This is a genomic window from Rothia sp. 110740021-2 (assembly GCF_054263775.1).
Genome location: NZ_JBSZFE010000001.1, coordinates 1,300,963 through 1,326,937 on the forward strand (window position 1 = coordinate 1,300,963; position 25,975 = coordinate 1,326,937).

The 25,975-nt window shown below is 60.5% G+C and carries 19 protein-coding genes; 2 read left to right on the forward strand and 17 right to left on the reverse strand.

The genetic code is table 11. The features are described 5' to 3' along the window. Positions 1–124: 124 nt before the first annotated feature. From ACUXHH_RS05345 to clpS, 14 genes are all read right to left on the reverse strand, one after another. The gene (locus ACUXHH_RS05345) at positions 125–4,090 is read right to left on the reverse strand and encodes an ATP-binding cassette domain-containing protein (protein WP_458390977.1); all 3,966 of its coding nucleotides are present in this window, start codon (positions 4,088–4,090) and stop codon (positions 125–127) included. 185 nt (positions 4,091–4,275) lie between these two features. Next, entirely contained in the window at positions 4,276–6,507 is a 2,232-nt protein-coding gene (locus ACUXHH_RS05350) for an ABC transporter ATP-binding protein/permease (RefSeq protein WP_458390978.1), read from the reverse strand. Next, positions 6,504–7,631 carry an efflux RND transporter periplasmic adaptor subunit gene (locus ACUXHH_RS05355; protein WP_279740568.1) on the reverse strand — a complete coding sequence of 376 codons (1,128 nt, stop codon included), beginning with the start codon at positions 7,629–7,631 and terminating at the stop codon, positions 6,504–6,506. Before ACUXHH_RS05355 ends, ACUXHH_RS05350 begins: the two co-directional genes overlap by 4 nt. A 95-nt stretch (positions 7,632–7,726) precedes the next feature. After that, positions 7,727–8,659, reverse strand: coding sequence for a multidrug transporter (locus ACUXHH_RS05360; RefSeq protein WP_279740567.1), 933 nt, complete (start codon positions 8,657–8,659; stop codon positions 7,727–7,729). 200 nt (positions 8,660–8,859) lie between these two features. Further along, a complete protein-coding gene (gene cydB, locus ACUXHH_RS05365; RefSeq protein WP_279740566.1) occupies positions 8,860–9,930 on the reverse strand; it encodes a cytochrome d ubiquinol oxidase subunit II in 1,071 nt (356 codons plus the stop codon). Positions 9,931–9,951: 21 nt separating this feature from the next. Beyond that, entirely contained in the window at positions 9,952–11,523 is a 1,572-nt protein-coding gene (locus ACUXHH_RS05370; protein ID WP_279754616.1) for a cytochrome ubiquinol oxidase subunit I, read from the reverse strand. 492 nt (positions 11,524–12,015) lie between these two features. After that, the gene (locus ACUXHH_RS05375) at positions 12,016–14,118 is read right to left on the reverse strand and encodes a DNA gyrase/topoisomerase IV subunit B (protein ID WP_458390979.1); all 2,103 of its coding nucleotides are present in this window, start codon (positions 14,116–14,118) and stop codon (positions 12,016–12,018) included. A 417-nt stretch (positions 14,119–14,535) separates the two neighbouring features. Next, positions 14,536–15,765 (reverse strand): peptidase E, encoded by a 1,230-nt coding sequence (locus ACUXHH_RS05380; protein ID WP_458390980.1) that lies wholly within the window; start codon positions 15,763–15,765, stop codon positions 14,536–14,538. Positions 15,766–16,072: 307 nt separating this feature from the next. Beyond that, on the reverse strand, positions 16,073–16,729 hold the full coding sequence (locus tag ACUXHH_RS05385; protein WP_458390981.1) for a non-canonical purine NTP pyrophosphatase: 657 nt from the start codon (positions 16,727–16,729) through the stop codon (positions 16,073–16,075). Positions 16,730–16,767: 38 nt separating this feature from the next. After that, positions 16,768–17,499, reverse strand: coding sequence for a ribonuclease PH (rph, locus tag ACUXHH_RS05390; RefSeq protein WP_005506419.1), 732 nt, complete (start codon positions 17,497–17,499; stop codon positions 16,768–16,770). Positions 17,500–17,641: 142 nt separating this feature from the next. Next, positions 17,642–18,535 (reverse strand): MBL fold metallo-hydrolase, encoded by an 894-nt coding sequence (locus tag ACUXHH_RS05395; RefSeq protein ID WP_458390982.1) that lies wholly within the window; start codon positions 18,533–18,535, stop codon positions 17,642–17,644. Beyond that, a complete protein-coding gene (gene murI / locus ACUXHH_RS05400) occupies positions 18,526–19,578 on the reverse strand; it encodes a glutamate racemase (protein ID WP_279740557.1) in 1,053 nt (350 codons plus the stop codon). Before murI ends, ACUXHH_RS05395 begins: the two co-directional genes overlap by 10 nt. Positions 19,579–19,732: 154 nt before the next feature. After that, positions 19,733–20,347 carry a DUF2017 domain-containing protein gene (locus tag ACUXHH_RS05405; protein WP_279740555.1) on the reverse strand — a complete coding sequence of 205 codons (615 nt, stop codon included), beginning with the start codon at positions 20,345–20,347 and terminating at the stop codon, positions 19,733–19,735. Continuing rightward, positions 20,347–20,667: an ATP-dependent Clp protease adapter ClpS gene (clpS, locus tag ACUXHH_RS05410; protein ID WP_279754621.1), complete on the reverse strand. Its 321-nt coding sequence runs from the start codon at positions 20,665–20,667 to the stop codon at positions 20,347–20,349. Before clpS ends, ACUXHH_RS05405 begins: the two co-directional genes overlap by 1 nt. 217 nt (positions 20,668–20,884) lie before the next feature. On the opposite strand from clpS, the gene ACUXHH_RS05415 reads away from it, so the two are divergent. Together ACUXHH_RS05415 and ACUXHH_RS05420 are read left to right on the forward strand one after the other, a co-directional pair. Then, entirely contained in the window at positions 20,885–22,183 is a 1,299-nt protein-coding gene (locus ACUXHH_RS05415; RefSeq protein ID WP_279740551.1) for a nicotinate phosphoribosyltransferase, read from the forward strand. Positions 22,184–22,255: 72 nt separating this feature from the next. Then, a complete protein-coding gene (locus ACUXHH_RS05420) occupies positions 22,256–22,882 on the forward strand; it encodes an isochorismatase family protein (protein WP_279788687.1) in 627 nt (208 codons plus the stop codon). Between the two features lie 324 nt (positions 22,883–23,206). Here ACUXHH_RS05420 and ACUXHH_RS05425 read toward each other — a convergent pair whose 3' ends face one another. From ACUXHH_RS05425 to ACUXHH_RS05435, 3 genes are all read right to left on the reverse strand, one after another. Then, positions 23,207–23,344 carry a hypothetical protein gene (locus tag ACUXHH_RS05425; RefSeq protein ID WP_279740547.1) on the reverse strand — a complete coding sequence of 46 codons (138 nt, stop codon included), beginning with the start codon at positions 23,342–23,344 and terminating at the stop codon, positions 23,207–23,209. A gap of 204 nt (positions 23,345–23,548) precedes the next feature. Then, on the reverse strand, positions 23,549–25,336 hold the full coding sequence (locus tag ACUXHH_RS05430; RefSeq protein ID WP_279754622.1) for a DEAD/DEAH box helicase: 1,788 nt from the start codon (positions 25,334–25,336) through the stop codon (positions 23,549–23,551). Positions 25,337–25,603: 267 nt separating this feature from the next. Beyond that, positions 25,604–25,903: a DUF3039 domain-containing protein gene (locus ACUXHH_RS05435; protein ID WP_279740544.1), complete on the reverse strand. Its 300-nt coding sequence runs from the start codon at positions 25,901–25,903 to the stop codon at positions 25,604–25,606. Positions 25,904–25,975 lie beyond the last annotated feature (72 nt).

The window sequence follows — 25,975 nt, forward strand, 5'->3', positions numbered from 1 at the left end:
CTAGCTCCCCCCCCGACCGGACCTATCTGTGCAGAAATATGAACGCGCAAAAAGGCCCCGGTACATCATGTACCGGGGCCTTTCTTCGTGGGCAATCCGCACGTGGTGCCTGCGTCAGAGGCGTTTAGAGACGAACCACCTCATCGCAGCGGGCAATATCCTCAGGACGGTGCGACACCAGAACCGTAGCCACGGAGCTAGAGCGGGTCGCCGCATCCAGGTCAGCCATCAGCGCGCGGGCAGATTCAGCGTCCAGGTGTGCCGTCGGCTCATCCAGCAGCAGCACCGGCGAGTTCACCAGCAGAGCACGAGCTACCGCCAGACGCTGACGCTGACCACCGGAAAGGAAGGAACCGCCAGCACCCACCGGGGTACGCAGGCCCTGAGGCAGAGCATCAAACCACTCCCCCAGACCCACACGGCGCAGAACCTCAATCAGCTCTTCCTCACTCGGGCGATCCGAACGGTCACGAGCCAGCATCAGGTTACCTTCAAGAGTCGACTCAAAAATGTGAGCCGCCTGCGGGCACCACGCCGCGTAGCCGCGCAGCTGCTCACCTTCCAGGACCTCACCGGAAGCCAGCACACGGCCGGACTCCAGCGGCAAGAAGCCCAGAACGGTTGCAAGCACCGTAGACTTACCGGAACCGGAGGGGCCGGTCACCGCAGTCCAGGAGCCCGCACGGGCGTTCATGTTCAGGTCGGTGAAGACCGGGTGATCCATACCCGGCCAGCGAGCAGCTGCGTCCTGCAGGCTCAGGGCGGGTTCGGTGACCTTCACGCCGAGGTCCTGCTGAGTACCGCAGCTGACCAGGGTGGGTTCGCCAGGCTTCGGCGGGCGCGGTGAGCCAGCCTTAGATTCCGCTTGAGCGTTAGCCGCAGATTCGGGGCGGTCAAAGCGGTGCGCACGCTGACGGTCTGCCTCCAGCAGTTCCTCCATCTCGGCCTCCGCGCGGGCACGCAGACGCTCAGCACGACGCGGCAGAACGTGGGTGTCTACCTCAGCCTCGGTCGGTACGAAACGCTTCAGGGTCGAGACGGCAACAATGCCCTCCAGGGATACGTCGCGCACGCTCGGGGCAATCGTCGCGAGCAGACGGCTGAACGCAGGCCAAGAGCGGACCGCCTCAACATGGCCCAGGGAGCTTTCCAGCATGCCGGTGCACAGCAGCACCACGATCGCCGCTTCGGGGGCACGCACGGTGCCGTCAACAGCCAGCGGGTACGCAATGATTGCGCTCGCCAGAGCCGCACCGAACCAGCTCAGAGTGACGAGGGTACGGCCCACACCCTGAGCGGTCGAGCCCTTCTGCAGGGCGGACAAGTTCTCAGCGTCCAGGGCGCCGTTAGCCTTCTCAGCGGTGGTTGCCACGCCGTTAGCGCGCAGGTCCTCAGCGGCCGAGAGCATGCCGGTACCCAGGCGCAGCATCTGCGCGGTGGAGCGGCGAGCCAGCGCTTCCGCACGGGCATCGGCGCGAAGCACAATCCACGGAGCCACAAAAGTGCTGACCAGCACGGCAAGCAGGACCGGGATCAGAGCCTGCGGCAGGATGCACGCGGTCGTAATCAGCGCCGCAGTCATGACCAGCAGGTGCGCAGCCGGCGGAATAATAACGCGCGGCACGCCGTCACGCAGCTCATCAATACCGCCCACGAGGCGTTCGAGCAGCGCGTCACCACGCAGCAGGGCACGCACGCTACTCACGCTCTGCCATGCGCCAACCCAGGCGCGCAGACGCAGAATATTTGCGGCGGCAAGAACCTTCGAGTGGGTCATCAGACGCTCAGCATAGCGGGCACAGGCACGACCCAGGCCGAAGAAGCGCACGCCCACAATGGCGACCATTAGGTACATCATTGCCGGACCCTCGGCGGCGCGAACAATCAGCCAGCCGGACAGCGCGGTCAGTGCCGCCGCCATCAGGGAAGTAATCGCAGCCATGATCACCGGGCCAGTTGCGGCGCGAACACCAATACCCGTCAGTTCCTTCAGTGTGCGCAGGCTTGCGAACAGGCCGGCAGGCTCGACTTCCTCGGCCTCGACAGCTGCGGAGGCGCCCACCGGGGCGGTGCTTTCAGCCTCGTACTCTTCCCGATCCTTGAGCAGGTGCGCGGGGGCTTGCGCAGGAACCGCAACGCGGGCGGTATTCGCCTCAGCGGTCCAGGTGTAGCCCTGGGGGGTCTGCACGGCACGAACGAGGGTGTCGCAGCCGGCGGCGAGCTCCTGCTCATGGGTCACAATCAGCACGGTTGCGCCAAGTTCCGCCAGGCGGTGCAGAGCGCGGGTCACCAGGTATGCCGAGTAGGCGTCCAGGTGCGCGGTCGGCTCATCCACCAGGACGGTCAGCACGGCCTGCTCACCGCCGGCACGGTAGATAGCCTCGGCCCGAGCCAGGGTGCGTGCCACGGCGAGGCGGCGTGCCTGACCTGCACTGAGGGCACCGGGCTCAAGGGCGGTGAGCTTCTCCATGCCCAGCTGAGCCAGCGGGCCAACCAGCAGCTCGGACTCGGCATCGGTAACGGACAGCTTCTTGGAGTGCATCGCTTCACCGAGCAGAGCCGCTGCACGCTCACGCTCCGCCTCGGTAGCACTCAGCGCGTAGAGAGCCATTTCGGTCTGCACAGTGGGTGCGGTGAAGACCGGCGACTGCGGAATGACCAGGGTCGTTCCCAGACCGGTCACGCTACCGGTCAGGTACACGGGCTCCTCCGAGCCGGTGGGCACCAGACCCTCACGCACGGCACCGGAAAACACATTCAGCAGGGTCGACTTACCGCAACCGGACTCACCCATCACACCGATAACCGCACCGCGCTCACCCTGGGCAGTGGCAACGTGACGGTCCAAGTTCAGGGACAGGTTAGTCAGCACCGCAGGACGCGCCGGGTAGTTCACCGACAAGTCCTCAACAGAGATGGTGGAAGGCTGAGCCTCTTTACTCTCAGTTGCAGCACTGTCTGCTACAGCTGCGGGCAGGGGCGCATCAATAATCTTCTGAGCGCTACGCAGTGCGGCAACGCCATCCTCCGACTGGTGGTAGGCGGCACCCACATCACGCAGCGGTTGGTAGCATTCGGGAGCCAACAGCAGCACGAGAATTGCGGTGTCCAGGCCCAAGGTGCCGTTGACCAGTCGCACACCAATCAGCACAGCAATCAGCGCCACCGAAATGGTGGTGATAAGCTCCAGTGCCAGCGAAGACATGAAGGCGCTACGCAAGGTCTGCATGGTGCGTTCACGGTAACGCTGGCCGAGAGCGTTCATGGCGCGCGTCTGTGCGCGTTCACGACCCAGACCGATAATGACGGGCAGGCCGCGCACCAGCTCCAGAATATGGTCGGAGAGTCGGTGCAGTTCAGCCTGAGCTTCTGCGGTTTCGTCGCGGGTGTTCTTACCAATCAGGATCATGAACACCGGAATGAGCGGCAGGGTGCACGCCAGCACCATTGCGCTCATCCAGTCCAGGGACGCCACAACGACCCAGAGCATGAACGGCACAATCGCGGTGGAAACAAACGCGGTCAGCGTCTTGGTGTAGTAGTCATCCAGGGCGTTCAGGCCGCGGGAAAGCAACACAGCGGTCGCGCCGGTACCCTCGGGGGTGTCTGCGCCACCAGTGGCGAGCACTCGCTTGAGCAGGGCGGAACGAATCTGAGACTTCGCTCCGGAGGCGGCACGCTGCGCGCTCACAGCCAGCAGGTAGTCGGTACCCGAGCGGACGAGCAGCGCAATGACGGCAACCGCAATCAGGCCGGGGGTAATGGTGTCTGCGTCACCGAAGAGCCCACCGAGGCCGAGCAGCCAGCCACCGTGCGCCTCCAGCTGCGCCTGCGCGGAACCAGCGAATTCGACGTAGGCGCGGTACACATCCGGCGCGCTGGTCTCTTTGAGGTGTGCATGCTCGGCGGCAACAGCGGCAAAACCGGCGTGGGCTGCGCGGGCAATAATCACAGCCAGGGCGGCGCTGAAAAGCACCGTCGCGAGGGTGTGCACGGCGGTGATAACACCGAAGGTGCTGAGGGTTTTACGGGCGTCAGGGCCCAGGGGCGGGCGACGGTCAGCGCGGTCGTTGCGCTTTCCCGCGGTCACCTCTGGTGCCTCAGTATTCTGATGTTTGTCAGCATGACGCGGTGTGTGCGTTCGACTCACGTGTTGTCCTTTGACCTAGTCTTCTGCTGTTTTTACCTCCCATCAGTTTAAGGGCTGGGCTATCTAATACCTATTTGACCAGTCAGGTTTCGGATATTTGACTGCCCCCCCGCCCAGCGCTAACTCTAGCCGCGCATCGCGTCGGCGGGGCTCTTACGGGATGCCACCCACGCCGGGTACGCCGAAGACACCAGACCGGTGAGGGCACCAACTCCCACGCCGAGCACCACGAATCCCGGGGAGAGAATCGCCTGCCAGCCCTGCACGAGTGAAAGCATGATGGTCGCAATCATGCCGGAGCAGGCACCAATGGAGCCGCCGAGCACACCGAGCATGACCCCCTCCATGAGGAAGATGCGGGCAATCAGCCATTTACTCGATCCGATGGCGCGGCGTAGTGCAATTTCTGCGGTGCGCGATTGCACGGACAGGTACATGGCGGTTGCCGCCGAGAGGGAGGCGAGCACCAGCAGAATCCCGGAGAGCACACCCACGTACAGGCCCAGATCCGAGGCGATGGACGCGCGTAGGCTCTGCAGGTCGGAGGGGGTTTCCACATTGATTTGGCTGGGTTCAGCAGGTTTGAGGGTCAGCGGAATGGCCTTGGCAACTGCTTTACCGTAACCTCGTTCAGTTTCGGCAATGTAGGTCACCTGGCCGCGTCCGGTGCGTTGTAGCTTACCGGGCGAGACAATGACCGTGTTCCTGAATTCGTAGCCGCTATTGCCGGGGTCGAAGAGGCCGATGACCGGCATCAGCTGACCGTCCACCCAGATGCTCACACCTGGTGCTACCTGCGGTAGCCCACCGAGTTTAATGCCGTACTCGACGGTGGGCAGCTCACCGGGTCTGGGCTCAGTTGTGGCGTTATCTGCCGCCTTATCTTCGGGAATAATGCCGAGGGCGCGGGTAGCAGAAACCGAAACGATGGCGCCGGAGAGCTGCTCGGCACGCTCACGGTCGGCAACGTTCTCCCGGGTGAGGGTCGAGTTCATCTGTTCGAGCGCACGCAGAGTTTCGGGGTTCATGCGGGCACCGATTTGCTCAAGCCTGGTCTTCGAGGTGGAGCTGAGGCCAATCGCCGTTTTGGGTTCATCCTCGTAGGGGCTGAATCGGGTGATTCGCACGTCGGCGGGTGCCACGCTGCTGACGAATCCTGTGTTCTTCACGTAGTCCAGCGCGCTAATACGGTCGGCAACATTCTGCGCGGATTCGCCATACCGGTAGGTTCCGAGCACGTTCTGGTCATTATCCCTGTCACTGATGTAGAGCGTGGATTGTTCGGAGCCGAGCAGCCGCTGATTCACCTGGTAGCTGGCGGATTCGCTCATGCCGGAGGCGCTGATGAGTCCGCCCACGCCCAGCGCAAAGGACAGGCCCAGTAGCAGGGTGCGTAGCGGTCGTGAGGTGAGCGCGGAAATTGCCTCGATGCTGTCATCAGTGAGGAAGCTTCCGCGACGGTGGGAGGCGGGCTTCTCCCCCGGTGCGAGGCTAACGGGAGCATCTACGGTGGCTTCTGCAGGGGTGTCCGCTGCAACCGGCACAGCCTCGGCAACCGGCACCGTAGCCGAATCGGCACGGCTCTGCTCGTGTAGCCGCCCATCCTCAATGCGAATCACACGGCGGGCGGCGGCGGCAACCTCCGGGTCGTGGGTAATAACCAGCACGGTACAGCCGGTCGCGTTAATGCGCTGCAGAATCTCAATGACCTTGGCGCTATTGTGGCTGTCCAGGTTGCCGGTGGGCTCGTCGGCAAGAATCAGCGGCGGGCGCGTGGCGAGGGCACGGGCAATGGCGCAACGCTGCTTTTCGCCGCCGGACAGGTACCGGGTGCGGATGCTGGCGCGGTCGCTCAGCCCCAGAAATTCTAGGGTTTCTTCGGTGCGTTGCAGGCGCTCACTGTAGGGTACGCCCTGCACGCGCAGGCCCATGGAGGCGTTGGTCATGCTGGTTTCGTCCAGCAGCATGTTCGAGGATTGGAAGATGAAGCCGAGGTGGTCTCGGCGGATTTCGTCGCGTTCTCTGTCGCTGAGTCCTTCCGTATTTTTGCCAAAGAGGCTGTAGGTTCCGCTGGTGGGAGTGTCAAGCAGGCCAATGGCGTTGAGCAGGGTGGATTTACCGGATCCGGAGGGTCCGATAATGGCGAGGAATTCGCCGCGTTCGACCACCAGGTCGAGGTGGTCAAGGACGGGTCGTTCGCTCCCCTCGAAGATACGGGTAATGCCGCGCATTTCGATAGCGGGCGCGGTGTTGGGCATCGTGTCTAGCGCAACGTCGTGCTCGGCTGCATCTCCCCTGATGCGCGGGGCTGTCATGGCGTCGGGGGCTCGCTCGGGGATTCTATTTCGGCGGCTCATGAGACAAGCACCTTCTGTCCCGCGCTGAGGTTCGCGTTGATTGCGGCGTATCCGCCGGCGGTGCGTAGAACCTCAACGTTGATTCGTTCGGTGGCGGGCGCCTCTTTGCTGGTCGAGGTGGAGCTTCCATCCTTTTCAACAAGCACGTAGGTGCCCTGGGAGTCCTGGCGTACCGCAGTGGTGGGCACGGCGAGAGTGGTTGAGGTGTTGCCCTTGCTGGTGATGGAGGCACTCTGACCCGGAGTAAGCTTACTCGGGTCATCGGCATTGAATCGCACGCTCTTCACCGCGCCTTTTGAGGGGTCGTTCTGCAGTTCACCAATGCTGGTGATGGTGCCTTCCACGCTACCGGTGGAGGTGCGCAAGCTAATGCGGTCGCCAACCTTGAGCTTATTGGCAACGGAGAGCTCAACGCTAGATTCCACGTAGGGTTCACTGGTTTCTACGCTCGCGATGGGGGTTCCGTCGTTAATGAGCTGGCCGACCGCGGCAACTGCGGTGACGGTGCGGCTACCGCCGGGCAGGATCGCGTAGTTGCTGCGGGCAATACTGGTGACTCCCTCACTGGGCACGCCGGTCAGGTGCGCGCGGTGCAGGCGCGTGACGGCGTCGAGGGTGTCTTCGGTGACGGTGCCGCTCTGCGCGGTGGAGTACCCGGCGGAGTTCAGTGCTTTCTGGAAGGCGAGCACGTCGTCGCCGTTATCGCCCAGGTTCAGGTCGCGGTACAGCGGTAGCGGCCCGTCCAGCACGAAGACGGGGTCGGCACCGATAATGCCGATGAAGTCACCGGCTTTGAGCACGTTACCGGGCTTCTGGTTCTGGTAGACGAGCACCGGCTCACCGTTGGTGCGTGCGCTAATCGGGGCGGTCTCTCCAGCTTTGGTGGTTCCGGCAATGGCGAGTCCCTCGCTGACGGTGCGTTCTTCGACCTTCGCCCAGACCGGAATCACGGTTTTCGCCTGCACGGTCGGGTCGGGGCCTGTTGCGGCGTAGCGGGTGCCCAGGTAGAAGGACAGCATGAGCGAGCCGATGGCGAGGATTGCCAGCAGCAGGAGCACGCGGGGTCGGGCGATGCGCTCGCTGAAGCGGTGCCCGCTGTTTTGGTTCTGTGAATGAGTGGTCATGGCGGTGTCTTTCTGAACTGTTTTTGCGCTGTCTATTTCTCTGCGCTGTCTTTTGCTACGCTATCTTTCGTTGCGTTGTCTTTTAGCGTCCCGGTTTACTGGTGCTCCTGAACGTACTGCTTGAACTTCTCGTCGCGGTCGCGGTCGGCTTGGCGTTCCTGTTCAAGCTGTGACTGGTGCTTACGGATGAGCGGCATCTGGTACTGGGCTTCCAAGTCGTAGAGCTGCTGGCTCATGCCGACCTGCTGGTTACATTCGGCCTGGATGGTGGCGATACGGATCTCTTCTTCGGAGGCGGGCTCGTTGAAACCGCCGTTCTTGCTCAGCTGCTCAGTCAGCGGGGTTTCCTCGGCGACGGAGCCTGCCGAACGCGGGGTGAGGCCGCGGTCAGAGACGCACTGCTTCCACTTCTCTTCGAGCTCGCGGTGCAGTTTACTACCGTAAACGGCGTTACCCGCCTCAGTGGAGATACGACTGTATGTGGACTGCCCTTCCTTCTCGGGCCTCTTACCTTCGGGCACCGCGGCGTCCAGGGTCTCACGGGCCTTGGGGTAGCATTCGGTGCGAAGCTTGTCCTCGGGGCTCATGGTCTCTCCCGAGTTATAGGAGATGGGCTCGGCAGCGTTGGGGTCACGCTTCTGAAAACCGTACTTCTGGGCGTACTCGACGTTCCAGGGACCGTACTTTCGCCCCATCTCTCCGCGGGGCGCACCCTCAGAGTAGGGAGCCTGGATGGTGTAGTTCTGCCCGTGTTCGGCGAAGCACTGCTTCATGGCAATCTGAAAGGCCGTGTATTCGTAGTGAGTGCGCTCGCCGTAGAGGTAATCGTCCAGGGGCATCTTCACGATGTCCTGTTCCGCGTCAAAGATGGCGTGGACACTTTCGTCGCGTTCCAGCGGCGGCTCGAAGAGCGAGCATGCGCTCAGCGGGAGCACGCCGATGCAGAGCAGGGCACCCGCGGTGAGCAGTCGGCGGCCCATATTGGCGCGAGGGGTGGGTGCGGTGGAGCGGCGGTTGCGGGACTTCATCGTTGAACACCTTTCATCAGAGTGAGTTGTTAGCCATATTACACTTCCTGCTCCCTGTTGCGCGCGAATTTCGGGGGGGGGTGCACCAAAAATTTTTGCGCGCCCACTCATCTACCAAGAACTGCATCCTCTGCGGGCATAGAAAAATCCCCCGAACTTCTCAGAAGAGAAATTCGGGGGATCCTTCAATCAGCTATATGCTACTTGGTCGGCAGTTCAGCCAGTTCGGTAGCGTCGTGAGCCTCGGGGATGTGATCCACGTGCAGACGCTTACGGAAGACCCAGTAGGTCCATGCCTGGTAGACGAAGACGACCGGCAGACCGAGGCAGGTCACGAAGGTCATAACGCCCAGGGTGTACTCGGAGCTGGATGCGTTCGCAATGGTGAGCGAGTATGCCGGGTCCAGGGTGGAGGGCAGAACGTTCGGGTACATTGCGGTGAAGATTGCCAGCGCGCCGAATGCGAGGAACACGGACAGGCCAGCAAAAGCGCGACCCTCACGGCCACCCTTTGCGGAGATCCAAGCAATCAGAACAGCAACCACAGCCAGGATGGTGAACAGCCAGGAGATGCCGTTACCGGTGGTGAAGTCCAGTGCCAGAACCCATGCAACAATCGGCAGCAGCAGGACAGGAGCCCAGCGTACCAGGGTGTTGCGGGCACGGTCGCGGATGTCACCGTCAGTCTTCAGAGCGATGAAGGCAAGGCCCTGAACCAGGGAGAAGCCCACGAAGCCCAGACCGCCGAGCAGAACCGGCAGGGAGACCCATGCGAAGGCGCCGCCGACACGGTCGCCATTCTCGTTGATGGGCAGGCCCATGGAGGTCAGACCAAGCAGAGCACCAACGAGCAGTGCGATACCGAAGGAGGAGACGGACAGAGCAATGTTCCAGTTACGGATCCACTTCTCGTCGTTCTTCTTCCCGCGGTATTCAATTGCGACCACGCGCAGAATCAGGAAGACCAGCGCGAGGGTCAGGGGGATATATAGAGCCGAGAAGAGGGCTGCGTACCAGATGGGGAATGCCGCGAACAGAGCTGCACCGCCGGACACAATCCACACCTCGTTACCGTCCCAGACAGGGCCGATGGTGTTCAGTAGCAGACGACGTTCCTTCTCGTTCTTAGTGAACTTGGAACCCATCAGCATACCGACGCCCAGGTCGAAACCATCCAGAATCAGGTACATGATGAAGAAAACACCAATGGCAACAAACCAGAGGGTGGGCAAGCCAGGCTGACCGGCAAAGATATTGAAATCAAAGTTCATGGTGAATCAATCCTTACCCGCCTAGTAGGCGAACTCCAGCACATCGCGCTTAGACTTGTCGTTGGACTCGTCCTCGTGGTGCGACTGAACCAGCTCGGGCATTGCTGCCACCACACCGGCCTTGACGTACTTGATGAGCAGGTAAACCTCAACCACCATCAGCACACCGTAGAGCAGACCCAGGGTGAGCAGGGAGAAGAGGATTTCTTCACCGGAAACACCCGGGGAGATAGCTGCTGCGGTGAACAGGTGAATCGAGGGGTCACCCTGAAGGTTCGGAGCCACAACGAAGGGCTGGCGGCCCATTTCGGTGAAGATCCAGCCGAGGGAGATAGCGAAGAAGGGGGCCATAATAGACCAGACTGCAACGTTCTTGAGCAGCTTGGACTCGGGAACGGTGCCCACACCCTTCTTACGGGTTACCCACAGTGCGTAGAGGTAGAAGGGTAGTACAACCGCACCCAGACCAATCATGCCGCGGAAGCCCCAGTAGGAGACCTCGAGGGAGGGCAGGTAGTCGATCTTCTGACCTGCACGCTCACCGTAGAGCGGGTTGTTGGGCAGGTTAGTGCCGAACTTAGCTTCGTATTCGGGCAGCAGGGTCTGAATACCCTTCACCGGAGTGTCGAAGTTGTCGTGTGCCAGGAAGGACAGCACGCCGGGGACCTCGATGATGGTGTTGATCTTGTCACAGCTCTGAGCGCCGAGTTCACCGACGGTCAGAACGGAGAAGGAGGTGCCGTCGTGGCACGCAGCTTCTGCAGCAGCCATCTTCATGGGCTGCTCGTGAATCATCATCTGTGCCTGCAGGTGACCGGACGCACCGATACCTGCGAAGGCGAGGAGACCCACAACAGCGCCCAGGCGCAGGGACTTGAACCAAACCTGGAAATCAGCCTTGTCACGTGCACCCTTGTCGGACTCACCAACAACGACCTTGCCGTCAACGACCTTGTCGATGCCGTCCTTGCGGCGACGCCACAGCTTGTACCATGCGATACCAACCAGGAAGCCACCAGCAACCTGAATAGCGGAGGTGATGACGTGAGAGAAGGTTACCCATGCGAGGGGGTTCATCAGCACTGCGCCAATATCGGTCATACGGGGACGACCGTCAATCATTTCTGCACCGACGGGGTGCTGCATCCAGGAGTTTGCAACCAGAATGAAGAATGCAGAAATCCAGGAGCCGAGGACTGCCATGAACAGCGAGAATGCGTGTACAGCAGGCTTGAGTCGGTCCCAACCGAAGATCCACAGACCGAGGAAGGTAGACTCAACGAAGAAGGCGAAGAGGCCTTCCATTGCCAGCGGAGCGCCGAAGACGTCGCCGACGAAGCGGGAGTATTCGCTCCACGCCATGCCGAACTGGAATTCCTGAACCAGACCGGTGGCCACACCCATAGCGAAATTAATGAGGTACAGCTTGCCCCAGAACTTCGTCATGCGCTTGTATTCGTCCTTCTTGGTACGAACGTAGCGAATGTACAGGTAGGTCACCACAAGGCCCAGACCCAGAGTCAGCGGAACCATGAAGAAGTGGTAGACGGTGGTAATACCGAACTGCCACCTACCAAAATCAAGGGGATCCATTGATAGGTCCTTACTATGTGTGTACTTAATGTGTGTTTGTGCCAGATTTCGGGTAGTCCCCCACCAATGGAGGGCATACGAGAGTTACTGACACAGTGTCTCTCATGCTTCTAAGGTACAGGGTTTTCCTCGGGAGCTGTGAGTAGACTGTGCATAGTATGGACGTTTATTGTTTGACGTTTCTCTAAAGGTACCTTGAACGTTATCCCTCGGCGTGCGGATGGATTGAGGGACGAAACACGATAGTGCCTTGCGGGGTTGGAAGGTACTTTCGGAACTAGGGTGAAACTTTGCAGTTTTATATCACTTTTGCAAAATTTTGGTGACAGATTCCCGGATTGTGACAGGTAATCCGAGTAGCACTCAAAGCTTAAACTTGCCCAAGTTATACCAATTTTACTGAGATTTCCAAGAAATATTGTGATTATTATCATGGAAAAATCATAGAATGTGACACGCCAGCCGCCACTACCCCGTAAGGTACACCGCAAGCTACATATCAATATTCTCAGTATCCAGCTGATGAGCACCCGCAATGATGAATTCCTTACGCGGAGCCACCTCAGAACCCATCAACAAGGAGAACGCACGCTCGGCAGCCTCCGCATCCTCAATGCGAATACGGCGCAACATGCGATGGCGCGGATCCATCGTCGTCTCAGCCAGCTGATCGGCATCCATCTCACCCAGACCCTTATAACGCTGGATGGGTTCCTTATAAGACACATCCTGCTCCTGCAAAGATTCCAGAAGCTCGTGCAGCTGCTTCTCCGAGTAGGTGTACACCATCTCGTTCGGCTTGCCGCGGCGTACCACCTCTACACGATGCAGAGGCGGAACCGCAGCGTACACGCGACCGGCCTCAATCAGCGGACGCATGTAACGGTAGAACAGGGTCAGCAGCAGGGTACGAATGTGGGCACCGTCCACGTCCGCATCGGTCATCATAATAACCTTCCCGTAGCGAGCAGAGTCCAGGTCAAAAGTACGACCCGAGCCCGCACCGATAACCTGAATCAGCGCCGCGCACTCAGCATTCGCGAGCACATCAGTCACCGAAGCACGCTGAGTGTTCAGGATCTTACCGCGAATCGGTAGCAGAGCCTGATACGAGGAAGAACGCGCCAGACGCGCAGTACCCAACGCCGAGTCACCCTCCACAATGAACAGCTCAGAATGCTCAACATTGGTCGAACGGCAATCCACCAGCTTAGTGGGCATAGATGAAGACTCCAGTGCGGTCTTACGGCGCTGAGTTTCCTTATGGATGCGCGCCGAGACGCGGGTTTTCATCTCAGAGACAACCTTCTCGCACAGAGCGGTCGCCTGAGCCTTCTCCGCACGAGCGGTCGACTCCAGGCGAGCCTTCAGGGCATCCCCCACGACCTTCGACACGATTTGGCGGACCGCCGGGGTACCCAGAATTTCCTTGGTCTGACCCTCAAACTGGGGCTCAGCAAGACGCACGGTCAGCACGGCGGTCAAGCCGGCGAGCACGTCGTCCTTCTCAATCTTGTCGTTACCCACCTTGTACTTGCGTGCGTTATCGGCAAGGTGCTTGCGCATCACGCGCAGCAGTCCCTGCTCAAAACCGGTAGTGTGAGTACCACCTTTGGGGGTGGCAATAATGTTCACGAAGCTACGGACCGTCGTCTCATAGCCAATACCCCAGCGCAGCGCAACGTCCACTTCACAATCGCGCTCCACATCGGTCAGCTGTGAGCGGCCATCCTCACCCAGCACGGGCACGGTCTCGGTGAAAGAGCCACTGCCGCTAAAACGCCAGGTGTCGGTAATACGCTCATCATGAGCCAAGAACTCGACGAACTCGCTAATGCCGCCATCGTACTGGAAAACTTCCTCGTGGGGCTCCAACTCGCCGGGGGTGCCAGGCAGGCGGCGCTCATCGCGGATGCAAATACGCAGACCCGGAATAAGGAACGCGGTCTGGCGCGCACGAGCAGCCAAGTCCTCGTAGCTGAACTTAGCATCGGGGGTGAAAATCTGCGGGTCAGCCCAATAGCGCACACGGGTGCCGGTCACCCCGCGCTTAGCGCGACCCACAATCTGCAGGGCGTCAGTACCCTCGGTTGCGGTAGTGAACGGATCTTCGGGCTTGGGGGTGCGACCGGACTCGAAGTGACCGGGAATGCCGTGGCGGAAGGACATCTGGTAGGTCTTCGAGCCACGGTCCACCTGCACATCCAGGCGGGAAGACAGCGCGTTCACCACAGAAGCGCCCACACCGTGCAAACCACCGGAGGCGTTATAGGAGCCGCCGCCAAACTTACCGCCGGCGTGCAGCTTAGTGAACACGACCTCCACACCGGACAGGCCGGTGCGCGGCTCAATATCGGTGGGGATACCGCGGCCATCATCGCGCACCTCAACCGAACCGTCACGGTACAGAATGACCTGAATGGACTGACCGAAACCGGCGAGCGCCTCATCCACCGAGTTGTCGATAATCTCCCAAAGGCAGTGCATCAGGCCGCGGGAGTCGGTGGAGCCAATGTACATGCCCGGGCGTTTGCGTACAGCTTCCAGACCTTCCAACACGGAGAGGTGGCGGGCGGTGTAGTTCGAAGACGCCACGGGAATCCTTTCGGCAAGTGATGACTGTGTGTTCTCTGTAGGTGTTCCCTGCAGATGCTCTCTGCAAATATGCTCTGCAGATGTTTTCAGCACGGCAAGCTCGCGAAAGGGAGAAAATGCCCCGGGCTTGTACTCATAGTGCTCTAAGTTTCTATTCTATCGTGGCTTGTTGTTGCTTTCTGTCTGCCCCGTCATTAGGCCCTACACCGTCATGAGGCTCTGCCGAGAAACTGGGAACGCAGAGAAGGAACACAGAGAAGCACCGGCTACCACTCCCCCCCCTGGAGTAGCAGCCGGTGTGTGAGTATCTGTGGGTATCTGAATTTTATTTTTAGGGTGAACTTTTTGAGGTATTCAGTCTGGGCGCTTCCAGCCTGTGCATTTCCATCCTGATCGCCTCATAGCAGAGGCACTCCCCTAGTGTGCTTCACCTGAGGCACGCGAGGAGCTCTCGTGACGGTTCGTGACCATGATATTGGACTTGAAGTAGAACTCTTCGGGAAGCTCATTCGTGACCGGGCCATGCGGGAACTCGCTGAGCTTCGGCACGAAGTGCCAGTCCATCAGCTCGCCGCTGCTCTGCTTGAGCACACGGCGTTCCCTCATGGCGTGGTGTACCTTGCGGCGCAGACGCGGGCTGTCTTTCAGGGTGCTGGTGAAGACCCACGGAGTCTCGTAGCCTTCGGTGACCATGCCGAAGGTAATGCGCAGGTTGCCGTTCTCGTCGGCGTCCATCGTGAAGTCGCCGTCTGCGATGTCGGTGAAGGCGAGCATCCAGCTGTGGCGGCGTTCGTAGCTTTCGCGGGTGGTTTGCAGTGCCACAATGATGCGGTGGTCGACCAGCAGCTCCACCTTACGTTCGGTGATTTCGCCCAGACGAGCGTAAGAGCCGAAGGCACGATTCGCACCGCTGCGGCGAGGCCACTTGGTGACCGCACCGTGCGGCACCTCCCCCGCAAAGGTGAAGGGGCCCGTCATGGTACCGGGCAGACGCAGACGCTCAAACGGAGCGGTCGGCAGAAACGTTGTCAACAGCTGATCGGAGCTGACCGATTTACCCCAGCGCGCCATCTCCAAAATCGTCGGTTCAGGACCTACGGGGTAGATATGCGGCATCTTCCGACCGAATTCATCAAAGCCCTCAATAAACTCACCGTTAGAGCTGTACCCGGGCATGGTCGCACCGAGCGGGCGAGTCCAAGACCCCGAATACGGTTTGGTCAGGTGCGGGTTCTCCACCGGCAGGATGCTGGTGCGAGCACCCAGGTAGGCGGGCATCCGCGAGAGGTTGCGCCAGGCGAACTTCGCGGCAACTGCTTCACGCCACCACATCGGGCGTTTGCCCGGGGTCTGCCCGCCCAGGCAGTGCATGAGCAGCCAGAATCCAGCCCAGCCGAGGCAACCTACGGCAATCACCCAGAAAATAATCGTCAGCACGGTGTGCAGGGTTCCGGTCACCCAGATGTTCATGGCGATGAGAGCCATGAACGCCGCCCACGCCGCCATGATGTACGGGCCGAGCGTAATCATCGGGTCGACCACCTTCACGGCGGCAATGACGCGGCGGTTCAGTCCGCGCCACACGTAGGAGTACGCCCAGCATCCGACGGCAAGGGCGAATGCCATCAGCAGAAGAAGGATGAGCATCGGTGTGTCTCTTTCGCTGCAGGTTTTTCTACCACGGTCGGTGACAGCAAGCATCGGGGCAGATGCAGCGTTGAAAGGCTCTTCAATAGCAAAACTCGTCTGCCGAAGGTACCTTCAGCAGACGAGTTTCTTTGGTGTCACTAACCTTGAGGTAAAGCTTCTCACACTATTGTGCCTTTAATTGGTATCCCTGTGGGGGATTTTAGAGGGATGCGTAAAAAATCGCACCCAGCCCCGCGTTTTCACCCATCAGGCCAGCGCAGTGAGACCGGCACAGCGAGTACACTCTGGCACCTCAGCGACGGTTTTAGGAAGCCAGCGCCGCAGCAATCTGAGGAATTAGCGCCTCAAAAGCACGCGCACGGTGGCTAATCGAATTCTTAATCTCTGCGGGAATCTCAGCGCACGACTTGCCAGCGTACTGGCCCTCATACAGGGCGTTCTCGCCGTTCAGCTCCACGGGGCGCAGAATCGGGTCGTAGCCGAAGCCGCCCTTCCCAGCCGGTGCAGTCAGCAACTCGCCAGGCAGCTCGCCGTACTCGACCGCCTCAAAACCGTTCGGGGAGGCGACTGACGCCGCACAGCAGAACTTCGCACCGCGGTGCTCGGCAGGAATATCGCTCAGCTGAGCCAGCAGCAGGTTCAGGTTCGCGGTGTCATCACCGTGGTTACCCGCCCAGCGTGCCGAGAAAATACCGGGGGTGCCGTTGAGCACATCCACCGACAGGCCGGAATCGTCAGCAATAGCGACCAGGCCAGTTGCCTCGGCAACAGCGCGTGCCTTCAGCAGGGAGTTCTCAGCGAAGGTCACGCCGGTCTCGGGAACATCGGGTGCGTTCACGCTGGAGGCGTCAACCACCTGGGTATTAACGTCCAGGCCATCAATGCGTCCGCGCAGAATTTCGCGCAGTTCCTTGAGCTTGCCCTTATTGTGGCTTGCCAGAACAATCTTTGCGTCTGCCATAGTTTCTCCTTATCGACGGAACTAGTTACCGGGACGGGTTAGTGTGCTAGTGCTTCACGCTGAATCTGAGCCAGCTCTGCAGTGCCTTCCAGCGCCAGGTCGAGCAGGCTGTTGAGTTCGTCGCGATCGAAGGGTGCCCCCTCGGCGGTGCCCTGCACCTCAACGAACTTGCCGCTGCCGGTAACGACCACGTTCATGTCGGTCTCTGCACGTACATCCTCGGTGTAGGGCAAATCCAGCATGGGGGTGCCGTCAATAATGCCCACCGAAATTGCGGATACCGAATCAATCAGCGGGTTCGCCTTAGCAGGCAGAATCTTCTGTTCCTTTGCCCAAGAAATAGCGTCAGCCAGTGCCACATATGCGCCGGTGATGGAGGCGGTGCGGGTGCCGCCATCAGCCTGCAGAACATCACAGTCGAGCACAATAGTGTTCTCGCCCAGCTCATCCATGTTGATGACGGCGCGCAGGGAGCGACCAATCAGGCGAGAAATTTCGTGGGTGCGGCCGCCCACGCGGCCCTTGAGCGACTCGCGAGAAGAACGGGTGTTGGTGGCGCGCGGCAACATCGCGTACTCGGCGGTCACCCAGCCCTTACCTTCACCTTTGAGCCAGCGAGGCACACCCTCGGTGAAGGATGCGGTGCACAGCACGCGGGTGTTGCCGAACTCGATGAGCGCGGAGCCCTCAGCGTTGCGGGACCAACCGCGGGTGATGGTGATGGGGCGCAGCTCGTTGAGGGCACGGCCGTCTTCGCGGGTAGCAGTCATGGGTTCTCCTTGAATCTGTCTGCGGGATTTATGTCTGTCTGTTGATTCTATGTCAAAAAGTGGGCGGGACTGAGCACAGTTTGCACTAGTCCAGCTCGTTTTAGCCTAGCTCGGGTTTGGTCTAGTCCAGTTCGGGCTTCGCCTAATCTAGCTCTGGCTTAGGGAGAGCAATCGCGGTATTCAGCGGCGGATCAAGCACCTCGACCACATTCAGGGTGGACGTGACCGGGTGAGCCTCCGTCGGGCGCGGGTAGATGCGGTAGCTTGCCGCCATTTCGGCAATGCCGACCGGGCCGGAGAAGGCACTGCGCGCCTCCGCGTAGGCGATATCCGGGTCGTTCCACACGGGTAGGTGGGTCAGCAGCAGGTTACGCACACCCGCCTCCGTGGCAGCCTCACCGGCACGCTTGCCAGTCAGGTGAATACCGCGCAGGGCATCATCGCGACCCTCCTGGTATGCCGCCTCACAGAGGAACAGGTCAGCGCCGCGCGCAGCCTTAACCAGGCCCTCGCACAGGTCGGTATCGCCCGAGTACGAGAACACGGTGTGGCCCTCGCGGTCGTTGCAGGTGATACGCAGGGCGTACGGGTCCTTCGAGGGGTGAACCACACGGAACGGCTCCACACGGAAGGGCCCTATCTGCACGGTCTCGCCCTCAGTCCAGGTGTGGTACTCGAATTCGGTGCTCATGCCCGGGTCCGGGTCCAGGCCGTGAGTCGCAGAAAGGTACTCGTTAATTGCGGCGGGACCGTACAGCGGAATACGGCCCTTAGGCCAGCCGCGCGGATCCCACTTGACCGCCACGTGCAGACCGGACAGGTCAACGCAGTGGTCCGGGTGCAGGTGCGAAATCAGAATCGCGTCGATATCGCTCAGATCGATATGGTGCTGGAGCATGCCGAGTGAGCCGTTGCCCATGTCCATGATGATGCGCCAGGTTCGACCCGCGAAGTCCGTGGCGGTGAGCATATAGCAACTAGCCGGTGAGACGGGGCCGGGGAAGGAGCCCGTGCAACCGATAACGGTTAGACGCATGAGGTGTCGTCCTTAGGGATGGTGCCAGAAAATTCGGTGCCCACGGAGATGCGTGCCGCCTCTGCAGGATCTGCCGATTCGTTGATGTTGATGTTGCGGTGTGCCGTAAGCATTTCGGGAGTGAGTGCAGCCAGCGAGCCGGTCGGGTAGCGTTCCGCAACCGAGCTGGTGTGGCGCACGTTGGTGACCTCAGGGCCGAGGAATCGGCGCGCCAGGTGCGAGAACGTCTCAGATTCGCCGGTGGCGAGGAATTCGTGGTGCGGGTTTTCCTCGGGGACCGGGCTTTCAATGGCGTGGTTGAGCAGCTCGCGGTACACGTCCTTCGCGGTCTCATCCGCGGAGGAAACCAGGCTGACGTCCTCACCCATAATGTAGGAAATCACACCGGTTAGCAACGGGTAGTGGGTACAGCCGAGCACGAGGGTGTCCACGCCGGCGTCCTTGAGCGGCTGCAGGTACTGGCGGGCGGTCTCCAGCAGCTCGGGGCCGGAGGTAATACCCTTCTCCACGAACTCTACGAAGCGCGGGCATGCTACCGAGTACACCTCAAGGTTCGGGGTAATCGCGAAAGTATCCTCGTAGGCGCGGGAGGTGACGGTCGCCTCCGTCGCAATCACACCGATCTTACGGTTGCGGGTTGCGGCGAGCGCACGGCGGGCGGCGGGCTGAATCACCTCAATGACGGGGATGCCGTACTGGCGGGTGTAGCGTTCGCGGGCGTCGCGGAGCACCGCTGCGGAGGCGGTATTGCAGGCGATGACGAGCATTTTCACGCCTGAGTCGACGAGTTCGTCCATGATGCGTAGCGCGTTGGCGCGTACTTCTGCGATTTTGAGGGGGCCGTAGGGTCCGTGAGCGGTGTCGCCGACGTAGATAATGCGTTCGTGAGGCAACTGGTCCATGATGGCGCGTGCCACGGTGAGTCCGCCGACACCAGAGTCGAAGACGCCGATGGGTGCCGCAGCCGTGGGGCCTACGGGCGCAGGGCTACCCCAGGGGGTGCGGGCACGGTAGGGATTGGTCGCGTCGATGCTGTCACTCATGTGTCACCTACACTTCGTTATCGGTCGGGTACCACGTTCTATGCTAACTCGCTAAGGTTACCCTTTTAGTCCGTTGAGCGGTTAGATGAGTCGAGAACCACCATTAAGTGGTTGTATATGACGATAGTTTGAGGGGTAACTCGAAAAATTCGCTCTATTCTTGCTCGGTTGTCTCGCCACATGCTCGACCGGGTGTTTCTTTGTCATCCAGCCCGTCGATCATGGCGAGCATGAGCGAGTCCTGAACCCAGGAGACGAAGTTATACACCACAGCCATGTACTCTTCCTGGGTCTCAATCTCGGAAGGGTCGGTAAACGCCGCAATGTCTTCTGCGGTGTCTTCGTCCACGATGTAGAGGCGGTCGGCGAGCACTAGACGAATATCGCCGAGCGCGGCAGCCCAGGCACGGGCATGTTCCTCGTTCAGGCTCAGGTCCCTGGATTCGATGTCGAATGCGAGCATGGCGAGGTTTGCGCGTTTGGTTTCGCGCAGGTCGCGTTCGGTGTAGCGGCGGTATTCGATGGCGGTCTCGTCGTCGTTGCTTGCGGCCGGTAGCAGGCGCGCTACTGCGCTGTCGGCGGGGAGGGTGGGCTTTTCGGTGATGCCGACCAGCGCCTCCAGCGGGTCGACGGTGCTACCGTCAGCGGTGGTGTCTGCCGGGCGCAGTAGTGCGCGCACGTCTTCGGCGAGTTCGCGGATCAGGTCGCGTTCAGCGGGTTCGAAGGAGGCGGTGTAGCCTCCGGGGGTGCGGCGGAAGGGTCGCGCCATTAGTTTTCTACTTTCTCGAAGGTTGCCAGCAGGCCCCAGGCGTGCATTGCCTGGGTGTGTTTTTCGGCGTCTTCGCGTGAGCCGGTGAAGACGATTGCCTTGCCGTTGTTGTGCACCTGCAGCATGAGCTCTTCGGCGCGGGCGCGGGAATAGCCAAAGTGACTGCGGAAGACGTAGGACACGTAGGTCATGAGATTGACGGGGTCGTTCCAGACGATGACTTTCCAGGGGATGTCTGTGGCGAGGATGTTTTCCAGGGCGGTGTCGAGGTCGGTCTCTTCAAGGGTTCCGGTGGAGAGGGTCACGGCGGTAGTGTTCATTGGTTTCCTTTGCGGCCGGTTCCCTTTGATTATACGGGCGGGTATGTGTTGCCCCTGTGTTCGTCCTGCGCTACTGCGGTGTTTAGACTGCGTTGTTCATACACAGAATGCTGGTAATTTGTCATACTACAGTACTTAGAGTCAAGAATACTTTATGTAGTGATTGACACGCCGACTCAAGAGGAAAAATACCCTAATTCCCCTCTACAATAAACACATGGCTACTACCTCTCTTCTCACCGATCACTACGAACTGACCATGCTCCAGGCGGCACTCGCATCGGGCGCAGCCAACCGTAAGTGCACCTTCGAAGTCTTCACCCGCCGCCTACCCGCAGGCCGCCGCTACGGTATCCTCGCAGGCACCGGCCGATTCCTCGAAGGCCTCGCAGACTTCCACTTCAACGACGAAGAACTCTCCTTCCTCTCCTCCCGCAACATCGTCAACAAAGAAACCCTCTCCTACCTCGAATCTTTCACCTTCAGCGGCGAGATCCGCGGCTACGCAGAAGGCGAAGCGTTCTTCCCCCACTCCCCCGTCCTGCAGGTCGAAGGTACCTTCGCCGAAGCGTGCGTCCTCGAAACGTACCTGCTGTCCATCCTGAACTTTGACTCCGCCGTGGCGAGTGCAGCCTCCCGCATGAGCGCAGCCGCAGGCAACCGACCCTGCCTCGAAATGGGTTCGCGCCGCGCCCACGAACGCGCCGCCGTCTCCGCTGCACGTGCCGCCGTTATCGCCGGCTTCGTGGGCACCTCCAACCTGGAGGCTGGTCTGCGCTACGGCCTGCACACCATCGGCACCAGCGCCCACGCTTTCACCCTGCTGCACGACAGCGAACGTGAAGCATTCGAGGCACAGCTGCGTTCCCTCGGTGCCCGCACCACCCTGCTCGTCGACACCTACAACGTGGACGAGGCAGTCCGCCTCGGCGTGGAACTCGCTGGCGAAGAGCTCGGGGGTGTGCGTCTGGATTCCGGCGACCTGGTCGCTACCGCGGCACGCGTGCGTGAACTGCTCGACTCGCTCGGCAATACCCACACCAAGATCACCGTCACCAGCGACCTGGACGAGTACGCTATCGCATCCCTGGCGGCAGCACCCGTGGACTCCTACGGCGTGGGTACCAAGCTGGTCACCGGTTCCGGTGCGCCGACTTCCTCCATGGTGTACAAGGTCGTCGAGCGTGAGAACGCCGCTGGTGAAATGCAGCCGGTCGCTAAGGCCTCGGCTGGCAAGGCTTCTATCGGTGGTGCCAAGCGTGCGGCCCGCCGACTCAACGGCATGGGCATTGCGACCGCCGAGGTTCTGGGCACCCACGAGGACCCGAGCCTGCTCGAAGACACCCGCCCGCTCATGGTGGACTTCGTTCGCAACGGCGAACTGCTGCCCGGCTTCACCGGTGAGGAAGGCGTGCGCCGCGCAACCGCCCGCCACGCAGCCTCCCTGGCTGAGCTTCCGGAAGCTGCCCACCGCCTCTCGGAGGGTGAGCCGATCATTCCGACCGAGTTCATCTAAACCATCCTTCTGAGATACTGTTTTCACCTGGCGAATCAGAGTGAAGACCTTCCCTACTTGTAAAGGACAGACATGTCTAAGGCACTGATTATTGTTGACGTGCAGAACGATTTCTGCGCCGGCGGCACCCTCGCTACTGAGCGCGGCGCGGATATTGCCGCGCTGATTAGCGAGTATGTGGAGAACAATCACCACCGCTATGACGCGATTGTTGCCACCCAGGATTGGCATATTGATCCGGGTTCACACTTCTCCGACACCCCGGACTTTGTGGACTCCTGGCCGGTGCACTGCGTCGCGAAGAGCGAAGGCTCACAGATTCATGAGAATCTGGACACCGACTATATTGAGGCGTACTTCCGTAAGGGCCGCTTCGAGGCAGCTTACTCGGGGTTTGAGGGCCTTCTGGCACCCGAGGATGAGGTCGCAACCGGCGAGCACGAACCCGGTGTAGACGCGTCCGAGGGAGGCCCGCAGACTCCCCTGTCGGAGTGGCTGGATGAGCACGGTATCGAGTTCGTCGATATTGTTGGTATCGCGACCGATTATTGCGTGTCGGCAACCGCTCGCGATGCGGTCGATGCAGGCTACGAGACTCGCGTATTGGTTGACCTGACCGCGCCCGTGCACGAGGACAAGCTCGACGACGTGGTTTCCGAGCTTGAAGATGAGGGCGTTGAGGTGGTTGAGGTTCTCTAACCTCCACTATCACTGTAGGTAACTCGTCATTTCAGGCGGCGTTGAATATATAGAGACGCAGAATATGCAGAGGCGGGGAGTCTTGGGATGTGCTATCCCAGGCTCCCCGCCTCTAGCGTGCCTATGACTTAGTGTGCCCACGACTCATCGAACGATACAACTCGAGTAGCCGCGGCTACTTAGTCAGCCAAGCTGCCGCGTACCCATTCCAGACCGCAGACCGGGTTAATGCATAGCTGGATCCGGGCAGCGGTGCGGTGAAGCTGAGTTCGCGTATGCCCACCGGGACGGTGAAGGTCTTGGGACCGTTTACCTGTCCTTTGATCATGGGCGGGGGGAGGTGTGGGTTTGTGCGCCATTGGCTGCGTATGCGGGTACTAGGGCGGAAGCCACAATGATGGGCAGTGCCCATGCTGCGCCAGTGAGGATGGTGCGCCGGGTGGGGTGTGCGTTGTGTGGCATGAGGTTTTCTTTCATGGGATTTCAGATGGGTGAATAATTTACACCTTTGTATACTGTGTACAATATTCATTTTCTGGGGTATAGAACCCGAAAAACATTCTCAACTCATCACGCCATAACTTCGCTCAACCAGGCATTTCCGGGCATGAAAAAGCCCCGCGAGCACACACACTCGCGGGGCTTTCCGTACGTTCTATTCACATTCTAGCGTCGACCAACGAACCAGTCCGACAGCTTATCGATACGCGCCTGAATCTGCTCAGCAGAAGCCTGCGCCACCGCCGGGCCGCCACAAATCTTACGCAGCTCATTATGAATCACGCCGTGCGGCTGCCCCGAACGAATCGACCACGCCGCCACATTCTTCGCCAGCTTATTTCGCAGCGCCTTCAGTTGGCGGTGATCCACCACCGAAGGTGCGGCAGTGGCCGGGCGACGTGCCGCATGCTCACGCTGATGCGCTCGCAGCAGCGTACCGACCTGTTCGGCATCTAGCAGACCCGGAATACCCAGGAAGTCTTGCTCCTCCTCGCTACCGACCGCCAAATCACCAGATGCGAACTCGGCGCCGTCGAACAGCACACCGTGAAAGGATGCCTCGGAGCCGAGCGCCTCGAACTTGCCGCGTGCCAGCTGCTCGGAGGCACGCTCCTCGCGGTTTGCTTCTTCGAGCAGGTGGTCGTCCAGACCCTCAACCATGGGGTCGATTTCCTGGGGTGCTCCGCGGTCAAGGGCGTGGTCACGTTCCACTTCCATGTCGTTGGCGAGCATCATCAGCTGCGGCACGGACGGCAGGAACACGGAGGCGGTTTCGCCGCGCTTGCGGGCACGCACGAAACGACCAATCGCCTGCGCGAAGAATAGCGGGGTACTGGTGCTGGTGGCATACACACCCACGGCGAGGCGGGGCACGTCCACGCCTTCGGACACCATGCGCACCGCAACCATCCAGCGTTGCATGCCTTCACGGAATTCGTCAATTTTTGCGGAGGCTTCACGATCGTCAGAGAGGATCACGGCGGGGTATTCGCCGGTGATTTTCTGGATCTGTTCGGCGTAGGCTTTAGCGTCCGCGTGGTCGGTAGCGATGACGAGTGCACCGGCGTCGGGCACGGTGCGGCGCACCTCGGTCAGGCGCTTGTCGGCTGCCGCGAGCACGGTCGGGATCCATTCGCCGTTGGGGTCAAGGGCGGTTCGCCACGCTTGGGAGGTGATATCCTTGGTGAATCCTTCACCAAGGTTTGCCGCCATTTCCTCACCGGCGGAGGTGCGCCAACGCATCTGCCCCGAGTAGGCCATGAAGATGACCGGGCGTACCACGTGGTCCTTCAACGCGGGGCCGTAACCGTAGGAGTAATCTGCCTTGGAGCGGCGGATACCGTCATTGTCGACCTCGTAGGTGACGAACGGAATCGGGGAGGTATCCGAGCGGAACGGGGTACCCGTGAGCGCCACGCGGCGGGTCGCATCGTCGAACGCTTCACGCAGGCCGTCACCCCAGGACAGCGAATCACCTGCGTGGTGAATCTCATCAAAAATCACGAGGGTTTTCGTCGCCTCGGTGTTGCGAGCGTGCAGCTGCGGCTTATTTGCCACCTGCGCGTAGGTCAGCGCCACACCCTTGTAGTGGCGGCTGATGGTTACATCTGCGTTCTTGAAGTTCGGGTCAATGGGAATACCGACCTTCGCGGCGGCGTCTGCCCACTGCTTTTTCAGGTGGTCGGTCGGCGCCACAACAATAAGCTGGCGGACCGTACCGCGGTTGAATAGTTCCTTGGCGAGGGTCAACGCAAACGTGGTTTTACCCGCGCCGGGGGTTGCGACTGCCATGAAGTCGCGGGGGTTGGTGTCGAAGTACTTCTGCATGGCTTCTGCCTGCCAGGCGCGCAGGCTGACGGAGGTACCCCAGGGGGCGCGGTCGGGATATGCCGGGGAGAGCTTCGGCTTCGCCATACTGTCGAATAGTGTGGGTTCCTCTGCGGGTGCGCTCATTCTCTCCTTCTTCCTCGTCTGCATCTGCTGGTTCCATCCGCTGACTCTTCTCCCACGTGTGGAGGTGGTGGGCGTCTGGCGGTCCGGAAACAGCGAGGTTAAATTCTAGCACCACATCCACGGGCTGTTGCCGGGTTGTGGTGCAAGAATTTTGTGCTCGTCAGCAAAGTCTCATGGACGGTGTTGGGCCGTTGAGTCTCGCTGCTGCGTGTTATTCAATCGTATGTATTCAGGCGTATTGCCTGAGGTGTATTTATCTGGCGCGTATTATTCGCCGGAGCCGTTGCCTCCGTCGTTGCCTGGTGCGAGGCCTTCGTAGATTTCCTTGCACTGGGGGCAGACGGGGAACTTCTGCGGGTCACGGCCGGGTACCCACATTTTGCCGCAGAGGGCGCGCACGGGTTCACCGGTCAGCGCCGATTCGAGGATCTTTTCCTTGCGTACGTAGTGGGAGAAGCGCTCGTGGTCGCCGGGCTCAGAAAGCTGGGTTTCTTCGCGTTCGAGCAGGGCGGTGCCGCCTGCGGTTCCGGGGCCAAAGGGGTCTTCGATGCCTTCGATCGAGCTCATGTTTCTCCTTGATAATGAGGCGGGATACATAGGGTGAGGGGCGCCGCCGCTCGGTTGGACGATCGGCGCCTT